This window comes from Aliivibrio sp. EL58 (genome assembly GCF_900312675.1).
Classification (GTDB): domain Bacteria; phylum Pseudomonadota; class Gammaproteobacteria; order Enterobacterales; family Vibrionaceae; genus Aliivibrio.
On record NZ_OMPC01000005.1, the window covers coordinates 1 to 26342 of the forward strand.

At 35.6% G+C, this 26342-nt stretch carries 31 protein-coding genes and 2 pseudogenes; 25 read left to right on the plus strand and 8 right to left on the minus strand.

The window, feature by feature from the left end:
* The 12 genes and pseudogenes from ED622_RS06910 to ED622_RS06975 all read left to right on the plus strand — a co-directional run.
* Positions 1-86: pseudogene (locus ED622_RS06910) on the plus strand (VOC family protein); the annotation flags it as partial.
* A 739-nt stretch (positions 87-825) separates the two neighbouring features.
* The gene (locus ED622_RS06920) at positions 826-1287 is read left to right on the plus strand and encodes a hypothetical protein (protein ID WP_122033190.1); all 462 of its coding nucleotides are present in this window, start codon (positions 826-828) and stop codon (positions 1285-1287) included.
* A gap of 160 nt (positions 1288-1447) precedes the next feature.
* Positions 1448-1789 (plus strand): hypothetical protein, encoded by a 342-nt coding sequence (locus ED622_RS06925; RefSeq protein ID WP_122033191.1) that lies wholly within the window; start codon positions 1448-1450, stop codon positions 1787-1789.
* Positions 1790-2533: 744 nt separating this feature from the next.
* Positions 2534-3361, plus strand: a complete 828-nt coding sequence (locus tag ED622_RS06935; RefSeq protein WP_122033193.1) for a DUF2971 domain-containing protein — start codon at positions 2534-2536, stop codon at positions 3359-3361.
* A gap of 137 nt (positions 3362-3498) precedes the next feature.
* Positions 3499-3933 (plus strand): N-acetyltransferase, encoded by a 435-nt coding sequence (locus ED622_RS06940; RefSeq protein WP_122033194.1) that lies wholly within the window; start codon positions 3499-3501, stop codon positions 3931-3933.
* 165 nt (positions 3934-4098) lie between these two features.
* Positions 4099-5475: a Shedu anti-phage system protein SduA domain-containing protein gene (locus ED622_RS06945; RefSeq protein ID WP_122033195.1), complete on the plus strand. Its 1377-nt coding sequence runs from the start codon at positions 4099-4101 to the stop codon at positions 5473-5475.
* A 114-nt stretch (positions 5476-5589) separates the two neighbouring features.
* Positions 5590-6105 carry a GNAT family N-acetyltransferase gene (locus tag ED622_RS06950; protein WP_254052605.1) on the plus strand — a complete coding sequence of 172 codons (516 nt, stop codon included), beginning with the start codon at positions 5590-5592 and terminating at the stop codon, positions 6103-6105.
* Between the two features lie 764 nt (positions 6106-6869).
* Complete coding sequence (locus ED622_RS06960) at positions 6870-7745, plus strand: DUF6236 family protein (RefSeq protein ID WP_122033196.1); 876 nt, start codon at positions 6870-6872, stop codon at positions 7743-7745.
* Between the two features lie 149 nt (positions 7746-7894).
* The gene (locus ED622_RS06965; protein WP_122033197.1) at positions 7895-8245 is read left to right on the plus strand and encodes a MerR family transcriptional regulator; all 351 of its coding nucleotides are present in this window, start codon (positions 7895-7897) and stop codon (positions 8243-8245) included.
* A gap of 53 nt (positions 8246-8298) precedes the next feature.
* Positions 8299-8874, plus strand: coding sequence for an NAD(P)H-dependent oxidoreductase (locus ED622_RS06970; protein ID WP_122033198.1), 576 nt, complete (start codon positions 8299-8301; stop codon positions 8872-8874).
* A 10-nt stretch (positions 8875-8884) separates the two neighbouring features.
* On the plus strand, positions 8885-9025 hold the full coding sequence (locus ED622_RS19935; RefSeq protein WP_162922480.1) for a hypothetical protein: 141 nt from the start codon (positions 8885-8887) through the stop codon (positions 9023-9025).
* Between the two features lie 29 nt (positions 9026-9054).
* Positions 9055-9846, plus strand: coding sequence for a hypothetical protein (locus ED622_RS06975; protein WP_122033199.1), 792 nt, complete (start codon positions 9055-9057; stop codon positions 9844-9846).
* Positions 9847-10011: 165 nt separating this feature from the next.
* Here ED622_RS06975 and ribB read toward each other — a convergent pair.
* Positions 10012-10666: pseudogene (ribB, locus tag ED622_RS06980) on the minus strand (3,4-dihydroxy-2-butanone-4-phosphate synthase).
* Between the two features lie 279 nt (positions 10667-10945).
* On the opposite strand from ribB, the gene ED622_RS06985 reads away from it, so the two are divergent.
* From ED622_RS06985 to ED622_RS19940, 4 genes are all read left to right on the plus strand, one after another.
* A complete protein-coding gene (locus ED622_RS06985; protein ID WP_122033262.1) occupies positions 10946-11617 on the plus strand; it encodes a thermostable direct hemolysin-family toxin in 672 nt (223 codons plus the stop codon).
* Between the two features lie 253 nt (positions 11618-11870).
* A complete protein-coding gene (locus ED622_RS06990; protein WP_122033200.1) occupies positions 11871-12296 on the plus strand; it encodes an N-acetyltransferase in 426 nt (141 codons plus the stop codon).
* 159 nt (positions 12297-12455) lie between these two features.
* Positions 12456-12899 carry a GNAT family N-acetyltransferase gene (locus tag ED622_RS06995; RefSeq protein ID WP_065598008.1) on the plus strand — a complete coding sequence of 148 codons (444 nt, stop codon included), beginning with the start codon at positions 12456-12458 and terminating at the stop codon, positions 12897-12899.
* Positions 12890-13039, plus strand: coding sequence for a hypothetical protein (locus tag ED622_RS19940; protein WP_162922481.1), 150 nt, complete (start codon positions 12890-12892; stop codon positions 13037-13039). The genes ED622_RS06995 and ED622_RS19940 overlap by 10 nt, the downstream gene beginning before the upstream one ends.
* Here the strand turns inward: ED622_RS19940 and ED622_RS07000 are convergent.
* Both ED622_RS07000 and ED622_RS07005 read right to left on the minus strand, forming a co-directional pair.
* Positions 13031-13300 (minus strand): type II toxin-antitoxin system YafQ family toxin, encoded by a 270-nt coding sequence (locus ED622_RS07000; protein WP_122033201.1) that lies wholly within the window; start codon positions 13298-13300, stop codon positions 13031-13033. The genes ED622_RS19940 and ED622_RS07000 overlap by 9 nt on opposite strands.
* Positions 13293-13571, minus strand: coding sequence for a type II toxin-antitoxin system RelB/DinJ family antitoxin (locus ED622_RS07005; RefSeq protein WP_017020218.1), 279 nt, complete (start codon positions 13569-13571; stop codon positions 13293-13295). The genes ED622_RS07000 and ED622_RS07005 overlap by 8 nt, the downstream gene beginning before the upstream one ends.
* Positions 13572-13794: 223 nt before the next feature.
* On the opposite strand from ED622_RS07005, the gene ED622_RS07010 reads away from it, so the two are divergent.
* Both ED622_RS07010 and ED622_RS20080 read left to right on the plus strand, forming a co-directional pair.
* Positions 13795-14412, plus strand: a complete 618-nt coding sequence (locus ED622_RS07010) for a LysE family translocator (RefSeq protein ID WP_122033202.1) — start codon at positions 13795-13797, stop codon at positions 14410-14412.
* A 13-nt stretch (positions 14413-14425) separates the two neighbouring features.
* Positions 14426-14560: a hypothetical protein gene (locus tag ED622_RS20080; protein WP_256372590.1), complete on the plus strand. Its 135-nt coding sequence runs from the start codon at positions 14426-14428 to the stop codon at positions 14558-14560.
* 94 nt (positions 14561-14654) lie between these two features.
* Here ED622_RS20080 and ED622_RS07015 read toward each other — a convergent pair whose 3' ends face one another.
* Together ED622_RS07015 and ED622_RS07020 are read right to left on the minus strand one after the other, a co-directional pair.
* Positions 14655-14984 (minus strand): hypothetical protein, encoded by a 330-nt coding sequence (locus ED622_RS07015; protein WP_122033203.1) that lies wholly within the window; start codon positions 14982-14984, stop codon positions 14655-14657.
* Between the two features lie 282 nt (positions 14985-15266).
* Positions 15267-16223: an IS110 family transposase gene (locus ED622_RS07020; protein ID WP_122033204.1), complete on the minus strand. Its 957-nt coding sequence runs from the start codon at positions 16221-16223 to the stop codon at positions 15267-15269.
* A gap of 354 nt (positions 16224-16577) precedes the next feature.
* On the opposite strand from ED622_RS07020, the gene ED622_RS07025 reads away from it, so the two are divergent.
* The 4 genes from ED622_RS07025 (at position 16578) to ED622_RS07050 (ending at position 19496) form a co-directional block, all read left to right on the plus strand.
* Positions 16578-17033, plus strand: a complete 456-nt coding sequence (locus ED622_RS07025; RefSeq protein ID WP_254052606.1) for a YhfG family protein — start codon at positions 16578-16580, stop codon at positions 17031-17033.
* Positions 17026-17628: a putative adenosine monophosphate-protein transferase Fic gene (locus ED622_RS07030; RefSeq protein ID WP_122033206.1), complete on the plus strand. Its 603-nt coding sequence runs from the start codon at positions 17026-17028 to the stop codon at positions 17626-17628. Before ED622_RS07025 ends, ED622_RS07030 begins: the two co-directional genes overlap by 8 nt.
* A 763-nt stretch (positions 17629-18391) precedes the next feature.
* Positions 18392-18790: a hypothetical protein gene (locus ED622_RS07040; RefSeq protein ID WP_122033208.1), complete on the plus strand. Its 399-nt coding sequence runs from the start codon at positions 18392-18394 to the stop codon at positions 18788-18790.
* Between the two features lie 457 nt (positions 18791-19247).
* Positions 19248-19496: a DUF3297 family protein gene (locus tag ED622_RS07050; protein WP_105055996.1), complete on the plus strand. Its 249-nt coding sequence runs from the start codon at positions 19248-19250 to the stop codon at positions 19494-19496.
* Positions 19497-19676: 180 nt separating this feature from the next.
* Here the strand turns inward: ED622_RS07050 and ED622_RS07055 are convergent, their stop codons facing one another.
* Both ED622_RS07055 and ED622_RS07060 read right to left on the minus strand, forming a co-directional pair.
* The gene (locus ED622_RS07055) at positions 19677-21044 is read right to left on the minus strand and encodes a YjiH family protein (RefSeq protein WP_162922482.1); all 1368 of its coding nucleotides are present in this window, start codon (positions 21042-21044) and stop codon (positions 19677-19679) included.
* 280 nt (positions 21045-21324) lie between these two features.
* On the minus strand, positions 21325-22971 hold the full coding sequence (locus tag ED622_RS07060) for an ABC-ATPase domain-containing protein (RefSeq protein WP_122033210.1): 1647 nt from the start codon (positions 22969-22971) through the stop codon (positions 21325-21327).
* 167 nt (positions 22972-23138) lie between these two features.
* Here ED622_RS07060 and ED622_RS07065 point away from each other — a divergent pair, with 167 nt between their 5' ends.
* The 3 genes from ED622_RS07065 (at position 23139) to ED622_RS07075 (ending at position 25647) form a co-directional block, all read left to right on the plus strand.
* Positions 23139-23372 (plus strand): hypothetical protein, encoded by a 234-nt coding sequence (locus ED622_RS07065; protein WP_122033211.1) that lies wholly within the window; start codon positions 23139-23141, stop codon positions 23370-23372.
* A gap of 177 nt (positions 23373-23549) precedes the next feature.
* Positions 23550-24959 carry an FAD-dependent oxidoreductase gene (locus ED622_RS07070; RefSeq protein WP_122033212.1) on the plus strand — a complete coding sequence of 470 codons (1410 nt, stop codon included), beginning with the start codon at positions 23550-23552 and terminating at the stop codon, positions 24957-24959.
* Between the two features lie 310 nt (positions 24960-25269).
* Complete coding sequence (locus ED622_RS07075; RefSeq protein WP_122033213.1) at positions 25270-25647, plus strand: hypothetical protein; 378 nt, start codon at positions 25270-25272, stop codon at positions 25645-25647.
* Here ED622_RS07075 and ED622_RS07080 read toward each other — a convergent pair whose 3' ends face one another.
* Positions 25648-26286 carry a hypothetical protein gene (locus ED622_RS07080; RefSeq protein ID WP_122033214.1) on the minus strand — a complete coding sequence of 213 codons (639 nt, stop codon included), beginning with the start codon at positions 26284-26286 and terminating at the stop codon, positions 25648-25650. It lies immediately after the preceding gene.
* Between the last annotated feature and the right edge of the window lie 56 nt (positions 26287-26342).

The following is a 26342-nucleotide window of genomic DNA, read 5'->3' on the forward strand; positions in this document are numbered from 1 at the left end:
GTATTGAAGAGTACGGTACAGTTGTTGTATTTAAAGATTTATACGGTACAAAATGGGACTTATTGCAGCTAAATCAAGCTAACTAAGTTTGTAAGCATATAACAAATGCATCAACACGATTTACTACACTCGGCATCTCAGGTTGTCGGGTGTTTCTCGTTTTAAGGCGTCAATTTTAAGTATAATTGCTTGGTAGTAAACGTGTTATGCAGGCGTTGTGCGTACTGAGTCCGAAATTTTTTTGCACGGTTCATCAAAAGGATCGCGGCTTTCGTAGTTTCGGCTTAGTAAGCGTCCTTTTCTTCTTTGTTGCCTTTTGGTTTTCGTATCGTCAGGTTCGGCAAATTAGCCCTTATTTCTCTAAGTTCAGGCGTTTCAGAGGCTAATTTACGCTTCAATTGTTCTTTGGTTATGCCTCATTTTAGTCTGCATCAGTGTTTTCCTCGTAGCATTTTCAATCCCAGTTGTGGCAAGGATATTTGGTTTATCAGTTCCAAACTAGCTGAGACTAAGCCGTTCAAATGGTGTAAAAAATGTATCTGTTTTCCATTTACTTTATCTCGCAATTTAAGAACATTCTGTTCGCTTAATTGCCATCGGTAAATTAGAATCAGGGCTTAGAAAATCTTGGCAGAGCAGTTCTTTACCAAGTTAGCCAAGCCGAAAGTAAGCACGCACAACAATCGCATCAACACGATTTATTACATTCGGCGTTCTGGGTTTGTCTTGGGTTTCGTGATTAAGGCAGTTAAATTCAGGTTGGTTTGTATGGTAATAAACGTGTTATGCCAGCGTTATGCGCTTTTTTAGACCGAGGGAAATATAATGAGAGCTCTTGAGATACCAGAGTTAAAGTTTGGTCAATGGGTTTATTGGGCTGATAGGGATGCAATAGATAATATAAGTTTCCCTGGGATTTATGTACTAGCGATTACTTCTGAAGATTTAACGAATAAACCAGTCGAATATAGCCAAGTTGTTTATATTGGCATGTCTAACTCGTTGTCTGGGGTTAAGGGAAGACTATACCAACTTAATCGTTCAATAACTGGTTTATCGGGGCATAGTGGCGGAAACTCGATTAGAAAATATCATGGCGTATATGATTTTTGGGAAGACAATTTAGACTTATATGTGGCGGTTTGTCCGGTAATTTGTAATGTAGCTAAACGTTCAATTAAAGATTTAAAATTAATGGGAGCAGTTAGCTATATGGAATATGAAGCTTTCTCATTATTTAAAAAATATTGCCCAAAACAAAACAAGCCCAAATTCAACACTAGATAAGGCGCATAACAAAGCAATCAACACGATTTATTACATTCGGCGTTATAGGTTTGTCTTTGGTTTCGGTGTTTAAGGCGGTAAAATTCAGCTAAGTCGTCGTAGTAATAAACGTGTTATTGCGGCGTTATGTGCAAATTAGGAAAGTATGGAGAAATGATATATGGAAAAGTGGCTAATAGAGGTAAAAGAAGCATTAAGTGAAGCACTGAAAGCTATTTCAAATGGCGATATACCACAAGAAAATCTATATCAGTTAGCATCACTTTTCTACTCAAAGCGCAATCATATGAATAATAGCTCATTGTTTGAGGCTATGAATCATGAAATTGATGAACAGGTTAAGTCTGATAGGTTATATAATCCTAACTCTAAACTTCATTATAAGTTCCATTTCGTATCATCTTATTTAATTTGTTTCGTGATAGCAGGGAAAATAGATGAGTTTACCTATGATCAAATAATGGATTTGGTTAACCAAGAAATGGATCTATTTGAAGAGTAGCTCGGAGCTAAAATTAGCACATAACAAATGCATCAACACGATTTACTACATTCGGCATTGTAGGTTTGTCTTTGGTTTTTGTATTTATGGCGGTAAAATTCAGCTTAATCTGCATAGTAGTAAACGTGTTATGCAGGCGTTACACGAACTCTAAGATTGCAGTTTTTTGGCTCAGTTTAGCGATTGAGCCGTTAGTTTTTTAGGTGTGAAAGTGGGTGGTTTTCCTTCTTCTTTGTTTCCTTTTAGTTTCCATTTCATCAGGTTCGGCAATTTACTATTATTGCCAAAAGTTCATGGATTTCAGAAACCAATTCACGCTTCAATTGTTCTCGGTTTTGCCTCATTTCAGTTTGCATCAGTGTTTTGCTCTCAGCATTTTCAATCCCAATTGCGGTAATGATATTTGGTTTATCAGTTCCAAACTGGCTGAAACCAAATCGTACAAATGGTGTAAGAAAAAGGATTGTTTCGTTTCACAGTTATTGCTGTTGAAATGATATTTTGCTCGCTAAATTGAGCCAGTCTAATTAAACTCAGTTTACAGTAAATCTTGGTAAATCAATTCCTTACCAAGTTAATAGGAGCGTTGACAAAGATCGTGTAACAAATGCATCAACACGATTTGCTACACTCGGCGTTGTCAGTTTGCCTTTAGTTTTAGTGATTAAGGCAGTAAAATTCAGATATGTCTGTATCGTAGCAAACGTGTTATGCAGGCGTTATATTTTTTAAGGAAAGTTTAAAGTGATATTTGATAATATCTATAAATTTCAATCGGTAAACATTAATAGTATTGCAGCTTTAGCTAATAAGCAGGTATGGTTTTCGTCTATGAGTTCACTTAATGACCCATTTGAAGGGTTAACTAAATTAATTGTTCCAATGGAAAAAAATGAAGTCGCCGATGCAATAAAATTTGTGATTGAAGTTCTGAGTGAGCATTCAGAGAGTATTCCTGAAAATATTGAGAAAATAGTTCGAGATAAATATTTAGCAGATCCTAGAGGTTTTATTGAATATACAAGATCTCAAGTAAAAACACTACATGATGAGTGTAAAGCAAGTGCGGATTGCATTGGTGTTTTTTCAACTGCTTCAGATATTCCAGGTAATGACCTTTCTCATGTGGCAAATATGCTTCTATGGTCCCATTATGCCAATGGCCTAAAAGGTTTTTGTCTTAAATTCAAAGCTAAGAGTTTTCTTCAATCTCTTATTAAAAATAATCCAGATTCTAAATTTGCAAGTACAAAAATGACTTATTCAAATGAACCATTTGAAATCCATCAATATCAATTTTTTAAAAAAAGTGGTTTTGATTATATTGCAGCGTTACAACAAAAACATGAACAGTGGGATTATGAATGTGAGTGCCGATTATTAAGTAATAACCAAGGGTTAATGTCTTTTGATTCAGGTGACCTAGATAGTGTTTATATTGGTGAAAAGATGCCGTTAAGTGAGGAAAATTTATTACTAAACATCATTGAAAACAATTACCCCAATACTAATATCTATAAAGTAAGGGTATGCAATGACCAATATGGGATATTTGTGGGTGAAAAAATATAACAAATGCATCAACACGATTTGCTACATTCGGCATTCTAGATTTTCTTTGGGTTTACCGTATTAAGTGGTAAATTTGAACTTAATCTGCATGGTAGCAAACGTGTTATGCAGGCGTTATGTGTTCCCAAGGGGTAAGTATGGATATCCAGTTTAAAAGAGCTTCTGATCTAAAATATGCTGAATCACTAACTCAATCCAATATGGCTAGTTATTATTTAACTCGGAATATCGTTTGGGACAGCAATCTGTTTATCAACAATTGGGCTATCTTGGATAACTTTGAAATATTCGCGGATAATCATCGAGTTGGTATTGTTCGTTTTAGCTATAACGAATCGACTACTTTTCTCCGAGATTTACAGTTAAGCCCAGAATTTCACGGGAAGGGTATCGGCGCGAAAAGTCTCGATATGATTATAAATCACGCTAGACAGCACCAATCAAAAAAGTTACTTCTTCGTGTGTTCAGCGAAAATCCAGTAATCAAGTTATATAAAGAAAAAGGGTTTACGCAAACCGTGGAAGTGAATGGGCTAATAGAAATGGAATTTACTTTAAGTTCAAACACATAACAAATGCATCAACACGATTTACTACATTCGGCATTGTAGGTTTGTCTTTGGTTTTTGTGTTTATGGCGGTAAAATTCAGTTTGATCTGCATAGTAGTAAACGTGTTATGCAGGCGTTATGTGCTCTTGGTATGAAAAATTTAATCAATAAAAGAGAGATGGAGAGATGGTGCGTGATTTTAGTTTATTTAATTATCAATTAGCGGCTTTCGAAGCTGTGGTTAAGGAATATGAGCATGGTGGAAGTTCTGCTTTAGTGCTAATGCCTACAGGGTCAGGTAAAACAGTTATTGGGATTAAAGTTTTAGATTATCTAATCGATAGGCATAATATTAAAAACATAGCTCACGTGTCTGCTATGAAGGCTATATCCATTCAGGCTAACCAAATTTTTGAAAGTAAGTTGGAGAGCAAAGAATACTCTATTGTTACTTATACCTATTCTGAATTGATTGAAGCTATTACTAATAATGATGTAAATAAAGACCGTTTTGATATCATCATATTTGATGAGTTTGATGAGTTTGATGTGACTAATCCAGATGTTTCACTTTATGAAAAGGCTCTAACCTACTTTAATTGCTTCAAAGTTGTTTTTGGTCAAATTATGCATTCTGAATTAGCCAAGAAATTTAAATTGGTTTATCGTTATTCTTATGAACAATCGATTCAAGATGGTTCGTTTCTTAATATTCAAAAAGAACTGAAAGATCAAAATATAGTTCATCTAGACGATATGATAAAAAATATTCGTGAGGATGAGCTATTTTCAGCAGAAATAAAAAGATCACTTCAAAATGAAGTTAACAATCTTAAACAAGAGAATTTGGCCTTTCAAAAAGCATTAGCTAAGTTTTTAAATGGAACTCTGAAAAAAGAAGAGCTTCTAGAAATGTCTCATAGAGTCGAGCAACTAATTGTTTTTGAAGATATGTTAAAAGATGTTGAAGGAAAAATATCAGAAAGGGATTGGCAAGAGTTTTTCGAAGAAAATAAATGGATTTTTGGCTTGGGATTAAATTATATCTTTAACGCACCTTTGGATGGAAAAAAACTTGAAACAACTGTGGTTGGAACAAGTGTATTAGGGAGCGGTAAGAGAGCTGATGCTCTATTGCGAACAACTGGTATAATTCAGTCGCTGTCTTTTGGTGAAATTAAAACTCATAGAACAAACGTATTAAAAAGGGTATCTGCTCCATATCGAGCTGATTCGTGGGCCATTTCAGATGAATTTGCTGGTGGCATAGCTCAGGTTCAACGAACTGTGCAGAAATCGTTAATGAACATATCAGAACAATTAATAATTAATGATGATGAAGGATATCGACAACAAGATCCAATTTACCTTTATAAGCCAAAAGCATTTTTGGTCATAGGTTCTTTGGAGGAATTTAAGAATGAAAAAGGCTTCATAAATGAATCTAAGTTCAGCTCATTTGAGCTGTTTAGGAGATCTATTTCTGATATTGAAATAATCACCTTTGATGAATTGTATAGCCGAGCATGTGCTCTTAGTAGCAAGCAACCTAAATGGCTATAAGCACATAACAAATGCATCAACACGATTTACTACATTCGGCGTTGTCAGTTTGCCTTTGGTTTTAGTGATTAAGGCAGTAAAATTCAGCTAAGTCTGTATCGTAGTAAACGTGTTATGCAGGCGTTATGCGCAAAAAGGATAATGATGATAATTAGAGAAATTTTAAGTAAAGACATTGATACGATTTTAGAGTTAAACGAGAAGTTCGTAGACGTATTAAGTCCGATGGATAAAAGTAAGTTATTGAGGCTAATTGAAATATCTGCATTATCAGTTGTAATTGAAGACGAGAGCCATGTTGTTGGTTTTCTGATAGCACTAATTGAAAATGTGGAATATGAAAGTATTAATTATCAATGGTTCAATGAAAATTATGGTTCATTTTTATACATCGATAGAATTGTAATTTCGGAAAAATCCCAAGGAAAAGGCATAGCCTCAAAGTTATACCAATATGCTTTAGGTTCAGCCATTGATAATTCAATCCCTTGCGTATTTGCTGAAATCGACGTTATGCCACCAAATGAAGCGTCTTTGTTATTCCATAAAAAAATGGGTTTTAAAGAGTTGGAATTATTAAAGCACAGCGAAGAAAAAATGGTATCTCTTCAAAAGTTGACCGTTAACTAGGCTAATTTGAGATAGCGCATAACAAATGCATCGACACGATTTGCTACATTCGGCATTCTAGGTTTCTTTTAGTTTACCGTGTTAAGTGGTAAATTTGAGCTTAATCTGCATGGTAGCAAACGTGTTATGCAGGCGTTGTGCGTACTGAGTCCGAAATTTTTTGCACGGTTCATCAATAGAAACGAGACTTTTTTAAACGCTATTTAGCTATCACAAATTCTCTTCTTTGTTGCCTTTTAGTATTCGTATTATCAGGTTCGGCAATTAAGCATTGTCGGCCTAAATTCAGGCGTTTCAGAGGCATTTTCACGCTTCAATGGTTCTTTGGTGTTGCCTCATTTTAGCCTGCATCCGTGTTTTCCTCGCCACATTTTTAATCCCAATTGTGGCGAGTATATTTAGTTTATCAGTTCCAAACTAGCTGAAACTAAGCCGTTCAAATGTCGTAAAAAATGTATCTGTTTTCCATTAACTTTATCTCGCAATTTAAGAACATTTTGTTCGCTTAATTGCTACCGGTAAATTAAAATCTAGGCTTAGAAAATCTTGGCAGGGCAGTTCTTTACCAAGTTTGCCAAGCCGAAAGTAAGCACGCACAACAAATGCATCAACACGATTTACTACATTCGGCATCTCAGGTTGTCGGGTGTTTCTCGCTTTAGGGCATCAATTTTAAGTATAATTGCATGGTAGTAAACGTGTTATGCAAGCGTTAGCAAGCTTATCTAGCATAGGAATAAAAGTTGAGTGAAACAGGAATCGTAATGTCAGCTTATAGCGTTGATATTGCTGAAAAAGAAGTAAAAGTAAGTCCAGATATGTCACCAGAATATATGAGATATTTCTGTTTGTATTGGGATCGAATCATGCTGTTAGATGCTCCACCTATTTCTTATGGCGGAGGTCAAGAAAAAGAAATACTGAAAGACGCTGGTATATTATCAGTGAGGTCGGCATTTAACCCTGATTGGGAGCCAACTAGCATTCGAGATCCTAAAACGTTTGGTAAGCAATTAACTAAATATGTTATGACTCGACACTTCCCGCTATTCGCTGAGGAAGTTGGACGTTTGATGCAAGAAGAGCCAGGGAAGTGGACAATTCATCAGAATGGTAGTCAGTTGATCCTACCTAAAGAACATCGAGTCGAACAGTTAACTGCCAAAATGCAACTGACTAATTGCTTACCAGTTCCTAGAGGAGATATTTCGCTTGATAAAGTATTAGACTTTAAACTGAACCGATCTGATGAACTTGAGGGTTTACATACGACATTAACAGAGCTCTACCTCAAAATAGTTCAATCACAAGATTTACAAACAGCACAAGATTTTTATGTCAAACAACTTTCGCAAGCAGTAAGAGATTTAAATTCTGCTAGCCATGAAAGTTTTGGTTTTTGTCATTTGGCTAGTCGCAAAGTATCTCTAGAGTTGAGTGGAGCATCTTTCGGAGGGGCTCTTGCGCTTTCAACTGTTTTTGATGATCCAATATCAAAAATGGGAGCTTTTGCTATTGGTGGTTTGTTATCTAGTGTAAAGCTCACCATGGAAAAGTCACTTGAGTATAAAGGTGCTTTAGGTACAGGGAAATTGTCTTATTTATCATCAATTCAAAAAAACGGTTTATCAGCTTGCTAACAAATGCATCAACACGATTTGCTACACTCGGCGTTGTCAGTTTGCCTTTAGTTTCAGTGATTAAGGCAGTAAAATTCAGGTAAGTCTGTATAGTAGCAAACGTGTTATGCAGGCGTTATGTGCATTTTTCAACAATGGAGTAACAAGGTTTGTATATAGGCGAGTTATCGAAGCTTTCAGGAGCATCCCCAAAAGCGATTAGGTTATACGAATCTCGTGGCCTTCTTTTGGATATAGAGAGGCGAGGGAAGTATCGCGTCTATAATAATAAAGATGTTAAATTTGTAAAATTAATTAAAGATGCGCAAACATTAGGTGTAACTCTTTCTGAATTAAAACAATTGTTAATAAGCCGTAATGAACTTAATTGGCAAAGTGTCATTGAACTATTATCTAAAAAGCAGGATGAAATTGATTCTCAGATTAATAGCTTGATTTTACAAAATAATAAAATTGAAGTTTACCGCGATAGTATAAAAAAATGTTTAAGTAATAGTTGACTCTGTCCTATAGGGAAGGGTTTATCCTTTCTTTTTTCTAGGGAGGTAAAGTTATGAATAAAAATGTTTTAGTTATAAATGGTAACCCAAAATCTGAAAGCTTTTGTAAAGTATTGGCAAGCCACTATATCAAATCAAGTGAGCAAGGTAATGACGTTAGGCTTATTTCAATAAATAGCCTTGAGTTTGACCTTAATTTAAATTTTGGTTATAGCAGTGAGCATGCTCTAGAAGCTGATTTAATTTATTTTCAGCAATCTGTAGCGTGGGCTGAACATGTTGTTTTCATTTTTCCAGTTTGGTGGGGAGGTATGCCAGCAAAGCTTAAGGGTTTAATTGACCGTACTTTTTTACCTGACTTTGCTTTTAAATATAAATCGAATAATCCTATGCCTGAAAAATTACTTAAAAATAAAAGCGCAGATATAATTTTAACTATGGACGCCATTCCATTTTATCATCGCTGGATTCAAGGGGATCCAGTTTATAGACAACTTAAGCGCACCATTCTTAGGTTTTGCGGTTTTAATAAAGTATCAGCTACATATATTGGCTCTATAATTAATTCATCAGAGAAACAAAGAGATAGCTGGGTGAAACAAGTCGCAAGTTTAGCCAAGAAAGTGTAAGGGGCTGTATATGCAGATAACAAATGCATCAACACGATTTGCTACACTCGGCATTCTAGATTTCTTTGAGTTTACCGTATTAAGTGGTAAATTTGAGCTTAATTTGCATGGTAGCAAACGTGTTATGCAGGCGTTATGTGCTCGAGTGTAGCGGTATAGTGAATTTATTGAGAGTAAAATATGAACATGGTTCAAGGTTATAATAAAGAGGAAAATATGAATGAAGAGGAGAGAGTTCTTAGAGAAGAATTAATGGCAGAGTTAGATAGACTTGAATCTGAACGTGAGGCTTCTATTCGAGCAGAATTGAAACATAAGTTTAGCGCAATGAAAAGAGAAGAACAGGCTCAGTCAGTTAAAAACGTACTTAGCTCAATAACGGCAACTGCTGCCTTATTTACCATAGTTGCTGCAATATATTCATTCTATGTCAAAGACAATAATAGAATATCGTTGACATCTGCTGTTGAAAAGCAAATATCATTTCAATCTGAAGATATCAGAAATGAATCAGAAAAAGCTCAAACTATTTTAAAGAATTTAATCGAGGATCTGGATGCTCAAAAGTTAGCTTTGGAGACGCTAGATAAGGATAATGTTAACAAGGAAAATGCTAATGTGTCTAAAGAGTTAGCTAAGTTAACCACAAGATACTCGTCATTAGAAGCAGATGTACGTAGAATAAATAATTCTAGAGTTATTCAGAAAGTAGAGGCTTTAGAAGACTCTATAGAAGGTGATCCAGTCAAAGTATTATCTGTTCCTTTAATCAGAAATGATTTGAAAAACTACAAATTAGTTTCTGAAAAAGAAATGCTAAGACTTGAAAAGAGCATAGAAAAGCTCGAGTCGCGACTTAACTTTTTCGTTACAACTACGATCACCTTAGCGATAACAATTTTTACTGCTATCGTAGCACCGTTATTGATTTCCTATATGCAACGTAAGAAGAAATTAGCTGAATCAGAATAAAGCACATAACAAATGCATCAACACGATTTGCTACATTCGGCGTTGTCAGTTTACCTTTAGTTTCAGTGATTAAGGCGTTAAAATTCAGCTTGGTTTGCATAGTAGCAAACGTGTTATGCAGGCGTTATACCTAAGGCGATCTTGAAGTGATGCCCTAGATGGAATTTAGTTGCTCATTTCTTGTCGATATAAAGCGATATCATTAACAGTCAATACTGGTAAATGATGTTGTTCAGCAAAAGTAATTATTTCTGGGGTTTTAGCCATTGAACCATCAAAATTGGTTACTTCGCATAAAACGCCAGCAGGAGTTAACTCTGCTAGTCGCATTAAGTCGACTGTACCTTCTGTATGTCCTCGTCTAGTTAAAACGCCACCATTTTTTGCCCTTAAAGGGAAAACATGTCCAGGTTTTGCAAGTTCATGTGGAAGGGCGCCATTTTTACAAGCCGTTTTAATCGTTGTTACTCTATCTGTGGCTGATACACCTGTAGTAACTCCTTTTTTAGCCTCTATTGAAATTGTAAATGCAGTTTGATTTACACTTTCATTATGTTCAACCATTGGTGGAAGTTCAAGGTAATCAGCTTTATCCTCTGGTAAGACACAAACATACAATACCGCTACAAGAACGGATCATTAAAGCCATTTGTTCTGAAGTTAGGTGATCTACTGAATATATAAGGTCTCCCTCATTTTCACGAGACTCATCATCAAGTAATAAAACGCCATTACCTTGTTGAACGGACTTTATTGCTTGTTCGACACGTTCCGTAGGAGATCCAAATTTACTAGTTAGTGAATATTGATTAAGCTTCATTACTACAAATCCCATATAATAGTTAATTAAAATTTTAATGACAAATTAAGAGGTCAGATATTTCATTTATCTATTCATATTTAATGATTGATAATGAGCTTATTACAATTTTAGTTATGTTATTACTGTAAATTATTGCGGGTTAGACTTTTCACCAATGATATAAAAGGTATAACAAATGCATCAACACGATTTGCTACATTCGGCATTCTAGGTTTCTTTTAGTTTACCGAGTTAAGTGGTAAATTTAAGCTTAATCTGCATGGTAGCAAACGTGTTATGCAGGCGTTATACGATGAAGTATTCGTGTTGGTATTTTACACTGTAAAATATTGCGGCTTAAATATACAAAAAAGATATATATTATTAATTAATTTTGTATATGAGGGTGATATGTTGTTAAAGACTACTTGGGCTATTTTATTTTTTTTAATTCCTTTTTTGACTACGGCAAGTATTGATGTGCCTATCGATAACTTGTTCCTTCAGAAGTCAGGGGTTATAAAGTTTGTTGTTAAAAATAAATCGATTGAGCTAGATGTTAATGTTGATAGTTATTGGACTAATCAAACTATTAAACGAGTACCAAATTCTGATGTAAAAAAGCAGTCAATTTTTACAATATCTAATACACCGTGGCCGTGGGCGTACGGTTATCTGACTATTAGTATAGACAATCGCCAGTTCACAATGGCAGTAATATCAGGATATGAAAACTCTAGTTCAATGATTAAAGTCAAATTTGATGAAGGTACAGTAACAAATAGTGCTGACTCTGTAACTGATTTTATTGGTGTAGGTAGCAGCTTACCTCACATAGGTAGCGTTGTAGATTTATCGCTTCCTAACTATTTTATTAATATCGAGCTATACGAAGAGAATGAAGAAAGCTTGCTAGTTATGTGTATATCTGAAAGCTCTACAAGTGATGAATGTAAATACCAAGATTAACAATAAAATATTTTTTAATCGTATAACAAATGCATCAACACGATTTACTACACTCGGCATCTCAGGTTGTCGGGTGTTTCTCGTTTTAGGGCGTCAATTTTAAGTATAATTGTATAGTAGCAAACGTGTTATGCCAGCGTTATGTGTTTCCGATGGAAATAGGCTTGTTTTGTCGTAAATCTTCAATACGTTGATTGCTTAATATGTAACAATTCAGACTTATTATTAGATTAAACAATTAGTTGAGAGTGAAATGATCCGACAGTATACTTCGCAAGATATCAATTCAGTTTTAGATATTTGGCTTACCTCTTCAATTAAAGCACATGATTTCGTGCCAGCTGAATTCTGGGTGTCACAAGTTGATAATATGCGTGATATTTACATTCCTGCATCTAAAACTTACGTGGCCGAGTTAGACTCAAAAGTCGTTGGATTCTATTCCTTGTATGAAAATATGTTAGCTGCAATTTTTGTATCACCAGAGTATCAAGGTAAAGGGATTGGTAAACAGTTAATTGCCCATGCCAAAGAGCAATGTCCGGTACTTACTCTAAATGTATATACTGAAAATGTAGCAAGCTATCAGTTCTATTTATCTCAAGGTTTTACTGCAGTCAGTGAGAAAGTGTGTGAACATACAGGGCATATGGAATACACAATGAATTCAAACACATAACAAATGCATCAACACGATTTGCTACATTCGGCATTCTAGGTTTCTTTTGGTTTACCGCGTTAAGTGGTAAATTTAGACTTAATCTGCATAGTAGCAAACGTGTTATGCAGGCGTTATAAGCACCGATTTATTAAGGTTATTTGAGCCAGAGGTAAAGGTTTGAAATTTTCTACGCGTTTAGCGAAAGATAGTGATTTTGAGTTCTTATTTGAACTTAAAAAGGCGGCTGAATTTGAGCCAATTAAGGCTGTGTTTGGTTGGGACGATAAAATCCAACGTGAAATGCATCAAGATGAATGGGATGAGGAAAAACCAACCATCATTGAAATGTCAGGTGAAGCCGTAGGTAGCTATTTACTTCAAAACAAAGGCGACCATTTCTATTTTTGCCGTTTCTTTTTATTACCAAGCTTTCACGGGAAAGGAATAGGAAGTCAGGTTTTAAGCCAATGTTTAGAGTTTGCTGATAGCGAGAATAAACCAGTGAAATTGTGTTATTTGCAAGGCAATCGAGTAGGCGGTTTATATCGTAAATTTGGTTTCCAAGTAACATCAGAAGATGCTCAATTTGTTCATATGAACCGTGTGAGAATGTGCTTATAACAAATGCATCAACACGATTTGCTACATTCGGCATTCTAGATTTCTTTTGGTTTACCGCATTAAGTGGTAAATTTGGGCTTAATCTGCATGGTAGCAAACGTGTTATGCAGGCGTTATATGCAGTATCAGGTTCAAAATAGATCGCTATGTGACCCAATTCTTGCTAGTTGTAGTTGCTCACCAAATATACGATAAATGAGAACTAAGTCTGGTTTTATATGGCAGTCGCGAAAACCACTCCAATTTCCTGTTAAAGAATGGTCTACATTTTTAGGGTCTAATGTTTCATTTCTTTGTAATTTAGAGATGATATTGCCAACTTCGATGATATCGGAGATTGGCATCTTAGTTATCTTCTTAAAATCCTTTTTAAATTGGGTTGAGTATTCTAGGTTATACATTTGTCACTTTGCCTTCAGTGAGCTCAGAAAACATCTCATCTATAGAGTTAACTTTATGTCCTTTATTTTCAACAAGTTCTTTCATCGCAGCAGCAGAAACTTCATTTGGTTGCGGAACTCGTAGATCAAATGGAATACCACCATGGTTAATGACAGCTTTAGCAAACAGTTTAATTGCTTGTGATGTGCTTAGGCCAACTTCACCGCAGATGCTAGTGAAAGCAAGTTTAGTATCATGGTCTATGCGGGTACTTAGCATTTCATTTCTCATAATTACACCTTAATAAGTTACACATTGTAATACATAGTTGCACAAAGTATATATGCATATAACAAATGCATCAACACGATTTGCTACATTCGGCGTTCTAGGTTTCTTTGAGTTTACTGTATTAAGTGGTAAATTTGAGTTTAATCTGCATAGTAGCAAACGTGTTATGCAGGCGTTATATGCTTTTTTAAGCTCACAGCTTAATTTATTGGAATGGTAGGTAATGGAATATTTATTGGTTCTTCTTCATGTGGCTTTAATTTGGATGTTAGCTGTTGCGACTCCTGGAGCTAATGTACTTTTAACGATTAACACTGCACTTAATTATGACCGTAAAATTGCGGCTTTTTCTGCTTTCGGTGTTAGTTGTGCAACGTTACTGTGGTCGTTTTTTGGTGGCTCCGGATTAGTTATTCTCTTTTCTCATTTTCCTCAATTATTTGGTTTAATGAAAGTGGTAGGTGGCAGTTATTTATTGTATTTGGGAATGCGTCAGATTTATCTAACTCGAAAAATAAAGAGGTTAGATGAGTTAACTGAAATCAATCAAATGGTATCACCATCGAAAAGAAAGGTTTTCATTTCAGCGTTTATCACCAGTATTTTAAATCCGAAAACGGGTTTCTTCGTTGTCAGTTTATTCAGTGTTTCCATGCCTGAAAACATGAGTGCAACGATGATATTAGCAATCATGCTAATTACGCTTAGTTGGCATTTATTCTTAGCTACGGCGTTTTCCCATGAATCAGCTAAAAGCGTTTATGCTCGCATCTCTGGGTTTATGGATTATGTCACTGGTGGGTTGTTTACCATTTTTGGCATCAAAGTAATGACCTCATAGTAAGAATGGTTGTTTGCATATAACAAATGCATCAACACGATTTGCTACATTCGGCATTCTAGGTTTCTTTGAGTTTACCGTATTAAGTGGTAAATTTGAGCTTAATCTGCATGGTAGCAAACGTGTTACGCAGGCGTTATGTGCTTAAAAGTCATATTTCATAGTCTCTATCCTAATTTGGAACGATCTTTTTAGAGGCTAATTGAATACTATTGTCTAAGAGTTACTAAATATATTTGAATTTAAAGGTTATCTTTTCTGATTTTAACCTTATCACAGCAAAATGGTTCTATTGCTAGATTTTCACGACCTTTTAGATCTGCATTCGTCATAAATTGATATTTCAGTCTGGTAAACCAATCATTAGTATAAACACAATTGTTTGCCTTAATCATATCTAATACTTGTGAAAAGGCCATGTAACGGAAGTCGTACTCTACGACAAGGAGACTATTTTTTAACGTTACATGGTCAATATATAAATTACGCTTTAAGTAATTGAATACCTTATCTTGAGCATGTTGTGTTCCCAAGAGTCGACATTTGTGCTCATGCATAAATTGACTATTCATATAGACTCCTACTGCCACAGAGCAAGTAAAAATATAAATAGACCAATCCCAAGGATAACCTTTAGTAATAGTCCAAGAGGTGCTCCACCTTTTGGAGCCTTATTGCAACATCCCATAATAATCTCCTAATTACATCGAATATTTTACTAACCATAGACCTTCCACTTACTGTAAGGTCAATGCTTTTATTAAGCTGTAAAATATTTTATAAATTAGGTTAAGCTTTTAAGAGTGAATTTGTTTAATTAGAACGCACATAACAAACGACTATGGTGTCAATAACTAAATTTTAGCGTGGTTTTCATCCCACATGACACCATCTCGTATCATTGAATTGAGTATGACAACCATCTTTCTAACACAGGCAATAATAGCGAGTTTTTTGGGTTTTCCTTCAGCTACGAGGCGACTGTAAGTCGACTTAAAAACGGGGTTACATTGCATTGCTGACATCATGGCCATATAGAGAACTGTCCGTACTTGCTTGCGACCTCCTTTGGTTTTTCGGTGACCTTTGTAGAGGCCACTATCCCGATTTATAGGGGCTACTCCAACTAAAGCAGAAGCTTTTTTATTACTAATGCTTCCAAGTTCAGGGAGATTACTTATTAGCGATGCGGCGGCAACTTTTCCTATGCCAGGAACGCTCTGAAGGATTTCATTTTTATGCTTATATTCATCACAAGATTCAATAATCTTAATGATTTTTTCTTCTATTTTTTGGATTTGATTTTTGAAGGTTGTCAATATTGGTTTAATGGTCATCGCTAGTTCTTTAGGGAGTATTTGAAGGCGATTCTTTTCCATAGTTTGCATGGATAATAATTGATTTCTACGAATGACTAAATCGCTCATTAGCCTTATGTTTTCAGGCTTTAGAGTTGACAGTGGGGGTTCAATTCTTTCCGAGTACAATGCAATTAATTGGGCGTCTAATTTATCTGTTTTGGCTATTTGTCCAATAGCGCCAGCAAATCGCCTTACATGAATAGGGTTAGCAACAACGTATGGAAGCTTAGCCTTTGTGCAAGCAAGAACAAAGGGGACTTCAAGTCTACCTGTTGCCTCAATAACGATACGTTCTGGTTTATGTTTCTTAATAGTTGTAATGGCTTCTTTTATGCCTTTATCGTCATTAGAAACAGAGAAGAACAGGCCTATAGGTCTGATGAAAATGTCTAGTTGAGTTTTACCGGTATCAACACCGACATTGATGCTTTGAAATGTAGGATTATTCATAATAAGCTTACTCTTGTTTGCTATAATACGGGTTCGAGACCCAGTCGACTATTCGAGTGTAGGCTTGGAGTTTATACAGCGTTCGCGTTTGTTATCGGTCTCTCGATAGAGGAGCCATGCATCAACCGAACTACTGTATAAATCAACTTTAGTTGCAGCTAAAGTCTGGGTCTCACTTTACCCTAATTGAGTGTTTATTATCCATACAAATGCATCAACACGATTTGCTACACTCGGCATTCTAGATTTCTTTTGGTTTACCGTATTAAGTGGTAAATTTAGCTTTCAAATATGGTAATAATTCTCTTTGAGTAGTAGACTAATATTATTTCCGCATAAATGTGCGAGGTAAGCATGAAGTACGAATTATTAGTTTTAGCTGCAATGACACGATTGGAAGCTCCAAATACTCAAGCTATCGTGGCTGCAACTGGGATTTCTGAACGTAAAGTACAATCCGTAGTTAACTCATTAGTTGAAAATTTAGGTTTAAATATTCAAAGAGAGCGCCAAGGTCGAACCTTCCGTTTTTCTATTAGTAGCTGGGGTGTTTTTGAATCAGGGAAAGCGATTCAATCTCAACTTAATGATATTGATTTAGTTATGCCAAGCAATTCAATGCTTTCTTCTTACGAAGAAAAGCATGCCTATTTCGAGAAAGTTAAAATGGATAACTTTAAAGAAAGTATGCGTTTAGAGGGGCATGATGTTGCTAGTGATTTCGATTTATCTCTCGATAGAGAGCAACAGCGTCAAATTTTGTTAAACAAGTACTCAAACCTTAATTCGTTAGAGGCGCTCAATGGCTGATAAATATGGCACAACACAAGATCCTTATACGTACGAAAATAGTACGGTTCTTGTTAATAAGCTCAATATCAGCAATGAAACTGTGCTAGAGGCTGCTGAACGTGATTTAACAACGTTAGCTGCGATGTATGTGGAGTTTCAATTACCTCCTTACGATTTCAGCTATCTGCGTTCAATTCATCATGCTTTGTTTTCCGATCTATTTGAATGGGCTGGTGAGTTAAGAACAATTGATATTTCAAAGGGAAATACACGTTTCTGTAATGTAGCTAGGATTGAAAAAGAAGCAAATAATCTATGTTCAATGTTAGAAAAAGATAAGTATTTAGTAGATCTACCATACGATGAATTTCTCACTAAGTTAGCTGAGTATTATTGCGATATTAATGTTCTACATCCATTCCGTGAAGGTAATGGTCGTGCCCAACGTTTGTTGTTTGAGCATATTGCAATCAACTGTGGTTACAATATTAATTTTGCTGGTATTACTTCTGAACAGTGGGTAGCCGCAAATATCCATGGTTATCATTGTAATTATGTACTAATGAAAGAGCTGTTTTCTGTTTGTGTAACTAAAGCTGAAAAGCGCAGTTAACAATGGCATCAACACGATTTACTACATTCGTTGTTGTTAGTTTGCCTTTAGTTTCAGTGATTAAGGCAGTAAAATCTGTATCATAGTAAACGTGTTATGTAGGTGTTATATTTTTTTTGAATACTTTCTTATGAACTATTCAGCTCATTGTTTTCTGCTAATGTCTACTTACAAAATTACCAATAATTAGAAGTGTTTACGGTATTTAATCCTATCTAATTGAGTTACATTTATTTCTATTTTAAATAATCTCATTAGGAAGCCGATGTATACATCAATGTTCATAGAACTAAATTCATCATTAACGGTATTTATTATTTTTGTTGTAAGCTATTTTGTGTATAAAAAAGAATCGTTAGGGGTTGAAACGTACTTAAAAATAAGTGAATTGTCTTATTATCTATCTTTTATAGTTTCAACGGTTTGGTGTATTTATTGGCTTTCGCATATTGAGGATCTAAAGGAAGTCGGATTTATCCTTGCATTTGTTTTTCAATTACTCTTTTATACATCAACCTTAAGAGTAGGATTAATCTTAGTTAATCAGCTGAATCGTAAATCAAAAATATAACTATCGCATCAATACGATTTGCTACACTCAGTGTTGTCAGGTTACCTTTAGTTTCAGTGATTAAGGCGTTAACACTCAGTGAGGCTTATATAGTAGCAAACGTGTTATGCGATCTATCGAGTATTTAAGACTATAATTACTTATTATACTAAATTTGTATAGGATGTATTAACTTATAATAGGAACGGAGTAATGAATAATAAAGTACTAAGACTTGGTTTTATCGCCGCAGCATTAATGAATATTGTTGGAGTTCTAACTTTCTCTCGATTTTTTACTAACTCGGTAATCAATGATTTCGATCCGGTTGTAATGTCTAATTTTGGTTTGCTAATGATCCTTGTTTGGGGGCTTGCATATTTAGGAGCATCTTTTGTTAACTCAAATATCAAGTGGCTAGCATTGGCTTTCGCGCTTGAGAAACTCGTATATGTTATTGCATGGTTAGTTTGGTTTTCAGGTAATGATATTAGGTCGGTTTATGAGCAGGATTTGTTTGCAGGCTTTTTCTATAGTATCTACGGTCTAAATGATTTTATATTTATGCTATTTTTTACTTGGGTTTTTATATATCAAAATAAGAAAGCATAGTTGACTCCACTGATTAAAAGCCTTTGTTGTTTATCAATATATAATGACAAAGGCAATATCAAATTAATCGTAGAAAACGAATATGGTGTCAATGACTAATAGTTAACGTGTTTTTCCTTCAGCTACGATGCGACTGTAAGTTGACTTAAAAACTGGGTTACATTGTATGCTGACATCATAGCCATATAGAGAATGTTCCGTACTTGCTTACGTCTCCTTTGAGTTTTACCGGTATATATCGTAATAAACGTGCCACGCAGGCGTTAGTTGTCAACGTAATTTTAAAGATATGAGTATGAATCAAGAAAAAATAGTTACTATTATTGAAGCTAATGAGGCTTTTATTTCGCCACAAGCAAAGCTTTACAACATTTATGATAATTGAATCAGTATCTCTTGAGGCTTAGGCTTATATTGACTACAATAGCGCACTTTTTATTTTCTATAGGCAACAAACATGAACGATATTAAATCGCAACCAGCTCTACCTGATCACCTTTCTGGCAATCCTCGTAGCCCGCATCATGTAGCAGAGTGTTTTGAACATCACATTGGTATTCGTCTTAATGGTAAAGAGCGTACAGATGTTGAAGAATACTGCATTAGTGAAGGTTGGGTAAAAATTCCTTCACCAAAAGCACTAGATCGTCGTGGTCAGCCTCTTATGATCACACTAAAAGGCACAGTTGAAGCTTTTTATAAATAAGAAAAAGAGATAACTCAATTATCATATAATTAAGTAATTAATTGATTTTCTTGAGTTACATTATCTCAAAAAGGGCCTAAAGAAATTTAGGCCCTTTTTTATAACATCATAAACTAGAACAAAAAAAGCGACCTCATCAGAGATCGCCTTTATATGTGTTAGCTAAATTAAACGAATCGCTTAGAAAATCAAGTGCGCCATACCCGCAATAACAGGTAGCGTAATTAATGTACGTAAGATGAAGATAGCGAATAATTCAAAGATATTCACAGGGATCTTACTACCAAGTAATAGAGCACCCACTTCGGACATATAAATAAGCTGAGTTACAGACATTGCAGCGATAACAAAACGAGTCATCTCACTATCAATAGAAGCAGCAATGATTGATGGAATAAACATATCAGCAAAACCAACAACAATCGTTTGAGATGCTTCTACCGCATAAGGAACACCAAGTAATTCTAAGAAAGGAATAAAAGGTTGGCCCAATACAGAGAATATAGATGTATATTCAGCGATCACTAAAGCAATAGTACCTAGCGCCATTACAACAGGTAATACACCAAAAACCATATCGACTGCATTTTTAACACCTTCACCAAATACACTACGAATAGAGGTTACTTTTGATGCTTTATTCATTGCCTGCTCAAGACCCCAAGAGAATGTAGTATAACCTTGAGGGATAACTTCAGCATCTGCAGCTCGTTCAGTACCATCGATAAACAAATCTTTTTTACGGCTAAGAGGCGGCAAACGAGGGATGATGATTGCAGCAACAACACCAGCTAGACATACCGTTAAATAGAATGGTAAGAAGTAACTCTCTAATTCAACTTGTGCAATAACCACTAAGCTAAAAGTAATTGATACCGCAGAGAATGTAGTACCAACAACGGCCGCTTCACGCTGAGTATAAAACTTCTCTTCGTATTGCTTGCTTGTTAAGAGAATACCAACAGAGCCATCACCTAACCAAGAAGCCATACAGTCGATAGCTGAACGTCCAGGTAAGTTGAAAATAGGGCGCATAATTTTACTTAAAAGAGCGCCAAATAGCTCTAATAGACCAAAATTAAGTAGTAGAGGAAGTAATAGACCTGCAAAAATAAATACAGAGAATAAAACAGGTAAAAGGTCATTAAGAACTAAGCCACCTGTATTTGGTTCCCATACCGCTTCTGGACCAACTTGAAAGAAAACCATTGCAGCAGCTACGCCACCAATTAAGCGAACCACAAACCAAAGAGGGGTAGGGTTAAGTAAACCAAATAAAAAGGGGTTATTTGTGATAAAGCTAGGTTTAATGATTTTAGCTAGAATGGTAACAACAGACATAAACATAACGATGCCTGTGACTATCGCAACCAAATGCTCACCAAATAGTGCCTGAATAGATTTTGCTAATACAGCAACAGGTATTGTGATATCACCGTTATAAGTGATTGGTGCCATAAATAGGAATAAACCTATTAGCGATGGGATAAGAAACATTAGAAGATTCTTCTTCTTGCTCATTTGGGGTATCTCACTTGAATTTTGCATAAATCTCTCAAATTACTACTAGTTAATAAAAGCTAATCCTTAGCATTATTATTCACTAAACTTCCGTATTCATTCAGTTATTGTGAAGAGTACACTGTTTTTTTTAAAAGTGGAATACTATTCATTAAAAAAACGTATTTATTCACTTTTAGGCAGGATAATATCATACAGTCAATGTGGTATGTAATCGATCTGATTGTTTTTTGTTAAATTTGTGAAATAAAATACAAAAAAAAAGCCTCCGAAGCGGAGGCTATAGAAAAATATGTAAACTAGAGACTTACTTGAAATCTGCGATGCGCATACGGTTTAATGTCGCCATAACTTCGATAACACGAGGCTTCGCTAAATCACCATGTTTTGGCATTAACTCATGCCAGTTATCATGCAATTGCTGTGCAATGAATTCAACAGGGTCAGTTTCCCAACCTGGAGTTTGAGAAAGTTGGAACCACAACCAACCAATCGCATGAACTTGTGCTGAAGACTGCAACTGAGACATAGCGGTAATATCGACTAATTCACGACCAAAGCGTAATGTATTCTTGTTTCTTGCTTGAATACGGAATTTACCTTCTTGCAAGATAGCTTGAAGAGAAGAACGGTTCAACTGACGAGTTTGAGTTGGTAATAAATGTTCAGAACCTTCACGAACTCGCGTTGTAGGATGAGTCGCTACCACTTCTTTTGCTTTTACAGTGACATCAACCGCTTGGTAATCATGCATTTGAATCACCGTATCGGCAACATCAAGGTAATCACCAGAACCACCCATAACTAGAATGGTTGATACATCTAACTCATCACGTAATTGGCCAATACGATCAACTAATGGCGTGATTGGCTCTGCACCATTATTAACTAATGCTTGCATGCGCTCATCACGGATCATGAAGTTAGTTGCTGAAGTATCTTCATCTATTAATAGCGTTTTTGCTTGCGCTTCTAATGACTCTTGAAGCCATGCCGCTTGTGATGTAGAACCTGATGCATCTTGTGTAGAAAAACAGGTCGTATCTTTACCCATCGGCAAATGATTAATGTAGTTTGATAGGTTCAAATTGTGAACACAACGTCCATCTTCAGCCTGAATTTTGGTTGTAGAAGACTCAGTCACAATGTATTCGCGGCCATCACCAGGAATATGATCGTAAATTGAACGCTCTAATGCATTCAGTAATGTTGATTTACCATGAAAACCACCACCAACAATAAGCGTAATACCTTTAGGTATCCCCATGCCTTTAATTAAGCCACGGTTAGGCGTTGATAATTCAACTTCAAGAGACGCAGGGCTTTGAAATGCAATCGCTTCTTTCATTGGACGATCATTATTACCTGCAATACGAGGTAAAATACTGCCATTAGCAACAAAAGCCACTAAATTATGCTCAGCTAACTGACGACGCAGCGCAACTTGATCAACGATAACTTGGCAGTGTGCTTTTAGCTCATCAATTGGTAATTCACGAGCCAATAAAGTACGACGGATATATTTTGGCATGTGGAATGTCAAAATATTAATCGCGCGTTTCGCTAAGATCTCACGACCATCAGCTGGTAAGTTCATGTTATAACGAAGTTCAATCCCTTCATCATCAAAAATAACCGATGTATGATCTAAAACAGTTTGGCCAGAAAGCGCAATTGAAAGTGTCGTATCTTTCTCAAGCAGTTGACTAAAGTGACGAGCAAGGAAATCTCTTGCTGCACGTTGATAATCAAGAGACGTTTCTTGCAACCATTGGAGATGAGTTAGTGACCAAGCACGCTTCGCTCTTAGGCGAGAAGGCGGCGCATATGGGTCAGATTGAACATTATCAATAGATAAAGTGAAGTCGGTGAAGTCATACTCCCCCTTAATAGAGGTGTAACTACGGTAGTTTCTTTTTTCTAATTTTTTTAGCTTGGCTTCAAGATGTTCCATTACATTCACATTATCAAATAAAGTTGTGAGCAGTATAACAAAATCCCAGTCATAATAAGAACTTCTTTCATGCGGATGTGAAAAATAACTCTACGACCAATGGCTAATTTACTTTCTAAAGACTTTCAAGCCATAGTAATGCTAATAAGACGTAAAGGAGTACAGTCATGAATGTTATGGTCACCATTTTAGAAAACCTATTTATTGCTTCTGGAGTGATCTCGCTCTTGTTGGCAATTTCACTATATGGTAAACGAACGGCTGATTGGGGTGGGGCGTGTTTACTTTTTGTAAAACGTATTGATCTCTCAATTCAAGAACACAAATGGTATCGCATTGGAGTGAGCTTATTTTTCATTGGTGTTCTGGTTCGAATTCTAAATTTAACACTCTGGGGCTAGAGATACTAGTTATCCACATTTTCTGTGGGTAACTATTTGAATAACCCTTTAACTGTATGAATAATAAATATTTTCATTCTGTAGCAAGCTTTTTTTTATGATATCCTATTATTTTTTTGTGACGCGAAGTAAAATAGACAAGTCAATAAAAAATAGCCTTGGATAGATAAGAATAAGATGGATAAATCTCAATCTCGCAAGAAAATTGCAATTATTGGTGGTGGAATCGCCGGTTCAAGTATTGCCATGTATTTATCAGAGTATGACGTTGATATTGACGTGTTTGAACAAGGCACCAGTTTGGTTAATGGTCCCCCTATCTGCCATCTTCATGCGGGAGGTAACTTATATCGAGAGATCTCTGATGAACAATGTATCACGCTGCTCACTGAATCTATCGATACTGTGCGTTATTTTCCACATACACTGAATGTCCGTCCAACCATTATCGCTATTCCTAAAATAGACAAAGGACAGCCAGAAGCACTCTTACCTCGCCTAAAGTTACTTCAAACCACATATTCAGATCTAATCGCTGAAGATCAAACCAATCAAGTATTCGGTCCTGCTTGCGATTATTTTAAAACGTATTCAAAAAAAGAATTACAAAAAATTGCGTTACGCACTCCAACCAATAACCCAACAACATTAGATGAGTGGTTAATCGGTTTCTCTAATCAAGTGGATTTAGAACAATTAAAGTATCCAGTTGTACTTGTACAAGAACACGGTTTAAGTGTCTTTCGTATGGCAGCCACGGCACTGTTAACGTTATCTTCTCAAAATAACGTCACGCTTAATTTTTCTAGTTCAGTCAATGGTGTCCATAAAGAAAGAGTAGATAATGACGGCTGGACACTAAGCTACACAAAAGATAAGCAAACGCACTTAAAAAAGTTTGATTATGTAGTTAATAGTGCGGGATTTAAAACTGGCATAATCGATGATCTTGCGAATAAACCTAGAAAGAGATTAGTTGAATTTAAAGCAGCCTATGTCACGCATTGGAATAATGATAACTATGGTAAATGGCCTGAAATTATTTTTCATGGCGAACGTGGAACGCCACAAGGTATGGCTCAATTTACTCCTTATCCAAATGGTTTTTTTCAACTGCATGGTATGACTGAAGAAATAACCTTATTTAAGAATGGGTTATCTGGCTCTTGTCATCTTTCTGCACAACCAAAATTGTCTGAAGAGTTTAATAAAAAAATTAAAGAAGGATGGGATAAGCAAGTCGAAGAAGACAGAACCGTAAAAGCCATCGCTCATCTTTCTCAATTCATGCCAGAATTTATCCAAGCTACACCAGCAGGGAAGGCGTTATACGGAGCACAACAGATCCCAGGAGATGATGTGACATTAAGAGCGGCAAATATATCGTATACACCTGATGGTTACTTTAGAGCTGAAATAGTCAAAGCGTCTTCTGCTATTACATGTGCGAAAGAGCTCGGTCGTTTAATGCAGCTTGAAGTAAAAATAAAGAGTGCGCCCATTTACAGCGAAGAGAAAATCGAGCTTGAAGCTGAAAGGTTAGCAAGTGAGCGAGGTTATCCAATAGAGCTAGCTCAAATATATTAATATTAATTAGAAATGAAAATATGACCTCGTTAATAGTACGGCTTACTGTACTTGTTGATGTGTGATATCCATCACTAAAAGCGAGTTTAGCCGCATGATATTTACCACAAATGAATACAAAAGGTAGTGAATGTAATTAATACGTTGTTATCATTTAATTCATTTACATTTAAAAAGTTGATGTATTTGTTCATTATTTAACTGAGCTTAAATATATTATGCCATACTGTAGTTAAAGTCAGAGAATTTGATTGAATTTTCTGGTTTTTTTGTTGAAAATAGTCACATAGAGACTTCTTCAGGGTGATATGTGGAATTTTTACTGAAACGTCGTTGGCCTAGATTTGAATGTAAGAAATCGGTTAATGCAAAAATATTTTGGGCTCACCGATTGATGCCGTTTGTTAGTATTAAATTAATGGATGTGTCTAAAAAAGGGTTTGGTTTTACCAGTGAAAGGAAATTAAAAGAAGGTTGCTGTGAACTTAGAATCCGCTCATTCCCTAGTATGATTGGTGACATCGTTTATAGAAAAGAATTCAAAAATGAGAAGGGTGATACTCTGTATCAATATGGATTCTATTTAAGCACTCAATTACATAAAACTCAAATTGAGAACTTAGGTTGTAAAGGTGTGATTGAGTTGGAGCACATCGCTAAGGATCCAAGTAAAGAATCACTTGGATAATTATCGACAAGCTGGATTTTTATTTTTAAATAGCGCAAAACAGAGAAAATACTTAAGTAAAGCATGCTGTTGATTAGATTCTAAGGGATGATAAATAGAACGATTAACGCATGCCATAGAATAATTGGTTTCTAATACTGCTGCGAAATTATCTTCTGAAAGCTGATTGTGTATACCTTGCTTTAGGTAGTTATCATTTTGAGCTGGCAAAATTCCTGTCCACCAGTGATAAAGAGCTTTACTGCTGCGCGTACGATCAAACCAGTGATCGCATAAGATCGCGAGACTGTCTGTTACTTCAAACCCCAAGTTATCTATCGTGTGTTTTATCGATGACAGCATTTGTGATTTAGCTTCTGTTTTGGCATTCAAAAATTGTGGATAAATAATCCATACTTTTTGCTTATCAATAAGAATAGAATAAACAAAGATGTGGTGGATGGTATCATGAAAAACCAGCTCGTTACTTATGGTATTGCCATTACACTTAGCAAGTGAGATCAATCGTCGATTAAATGCGGCACTAAGATGTGCTGGCGACATTCCTCGATTGTGAATTGTAGGGTAATGTGATTTACACAATGCCTTATAATCATCACTAAAGGCGGTAAGTGTATTGATAAATAACGATTCTAACAAAAAGAGATACCTTATTAAAAAAAACAGTATCGCTCGAGAATCGCTACTTTTCAATG

What these genes read in the sequence shown, in the direction of transcription:
- ED622_RS06960 (WP_122033196.1), top strand. Translation starts at nt 6,870, where the DNA reads ATGTCAGCTTATAGCGTTGATATTGCTGAAAAAGAAGTAAAAGTAAGT.
- ED622_RS06940 (WP_122033194.1), top strand. Translation starts at nt 3,499, where the DNA reads ATGGATATCCAGTTTAAAAGAGCTTCTGATCTAAAATATGCTGAATCA.
- ED622_RS07000 (WP_122033201.1), bottom strand. Translation starts at nt 13,300, where the DNA reads ATGTATAACCTAGAATACTCAACCCAATTTAAAAAGGATTTTAAGAAG.
- ED622_RS07015 (WP_122033203.1), bottom strand. Translation starts at nt 14,984, where the DNA reads ATGAATAGTCAATTTATGCATGAGCACAAATGTCGACTCTTGGGAACA.
- ED622_RS07050 (WP_105055996.1), top strand. Translation starts at nt 19,248, where the DNA reads ATGAACGATATTAAATCGCAACCAGCTCTACCTGATCACCTTTCTGGC.
- ED622_RS07010 (WP_122033202.1), top strand. Translation starts at nt 13,795, where the DNA reads ATGGAATATTTATTGGTTCTTCTTCATGTGGCTTTAATTTGGATGTTA.
- ED622_RS06985 (WP_122033262.1), top strand. Translation starts at nt 10,946, where the DNA reads ATGCAGGCGTTATACGATGAAGTATTCGTGTTGGTATTTTACACTGTA.
- ED622_RS06945 (WP_122033195.1), top strand. Translation starts at nt 4,099, where the DNA reads ATGGTGCGTGATTTTAGTTTATTTAATTATCAATTAGCGGCTTTCGAA.
- ED622_RS07025 (WP_254052606.1), top strand. Translation starts at nt 16,578, where the DNA reads ATGAAGTACGAATTATTAGTTTTAGCTGCAATGACACGATTGGAAGCT.
- ED622_RS07060 (WP_122033210.1), bottom strand. Translation starts at nt 22,971, where the DNA reads ATGGAACATCTTGAAGCCAAGCTAAAAAAATTAGAAAAAAGAAACTAC.
- ED622_RS07065 (WP_122033211.1), top strand. Translation starts at nt 23,139, where the DNA reads ATGAATGTTATGGTCACCATTTTAGAAAACCTATTTATTGCTTCTGGA.
- ED622_RS06975 (WP_122033199.1), top strand. Translation starts at nt 9,055, where the DNA reads ATGAACATGGTTCAAGGTTATAATAAAGAGGAAAATATGAATGAAGAG.
- ED622_RS07005 (WP_017020218.1), bottom strand. Translation starts at nt 13,571, where the DNA reads ATGAGAAATGAAATGCTAAGTACCCGCATAGACCATGATACTAAACTT.
- ED622_RS07070 (WP_122033212.1), top strand. Translation starts at nt 23,550, where the DNA reads ATGGATAAATCTCAATCTCGCAAGAAAATTGCAATTATTGGTGGTGGA.
- ED622_RS06990 (WP_122033200.1), top strand. Translation starts at nt 11,871, where the DNA reads ATGATCCGACAGTATACTTCGCAAGATATCAATTCAGTTTTAGATATT.
- ED622_RS06950 (WP_254052605.1), top strand. Translation starts at nt 5,590, where the DNA reads ATGCAGGCGTTATGCGCAAAAAGGATAATGATGATAATTAGAGAAATT.
- ED622_RS19935 (WP_162922480.1), top strand. Translation starts at nt 8,885, where the DNA reads ATGCAGATAACAAATGCATCAACACGATTTGCTACACTCGGCATTCTA.
- ED622_RS06970 (WP_122033198.1), top strand. Translation starts at nt 8,299, where the DNA reads ATGAATAAAAATGTTTTAGTTATAAATGGTAACCCAAAATCTGAAAGC.
- ED622_RS06925 (WP_122033191.1), top strand. Translation starts at nt 1,448, where the DNA reads ATGGAAAAGTGGCTAATAGAGGTAAAAGAAGCATTAAGTGAAGCACTG.
- ED622_RS07020 (WP_122033204.1), bottom strand. Translation starts at nt 16,223, where the DNA reads ATGAATAATCCTACATTTCAAAGCATCAATGTCGGTGTTGATACCGGT.
- ED622_RS07040 (WP_122033208.1), top strand. Translation starts at nt 18,392, where the DNA reads ATGAATAATAAAGTACTAAGACTTGGTTTTATCGCCGCAGCATTAATG.
- ED622_RS06920 (WP_122033190.1), top strand. Translation starts at nt 826, where the DNA reads ATGAGAGCTCTTGAGATACCAGAGTTAAAGTTTGGTCAATGGGTTTAT.
- ED622_RS07055 (WP_162922482.1), bottom strand. Translation starts at nt 21,044, where the DNA reads ATGCAAAATTCAAGTGAGATACCCCAAATGAGCAAGAAGAAGAATCTT.
- ED622_RS07030 (WP_122033206.1), top strand. Translation starts at nt 17,026, where the DNA reads ATGGCTGATAAATATGGCACAACACAAGATCCTTATACGTACGAAAAT.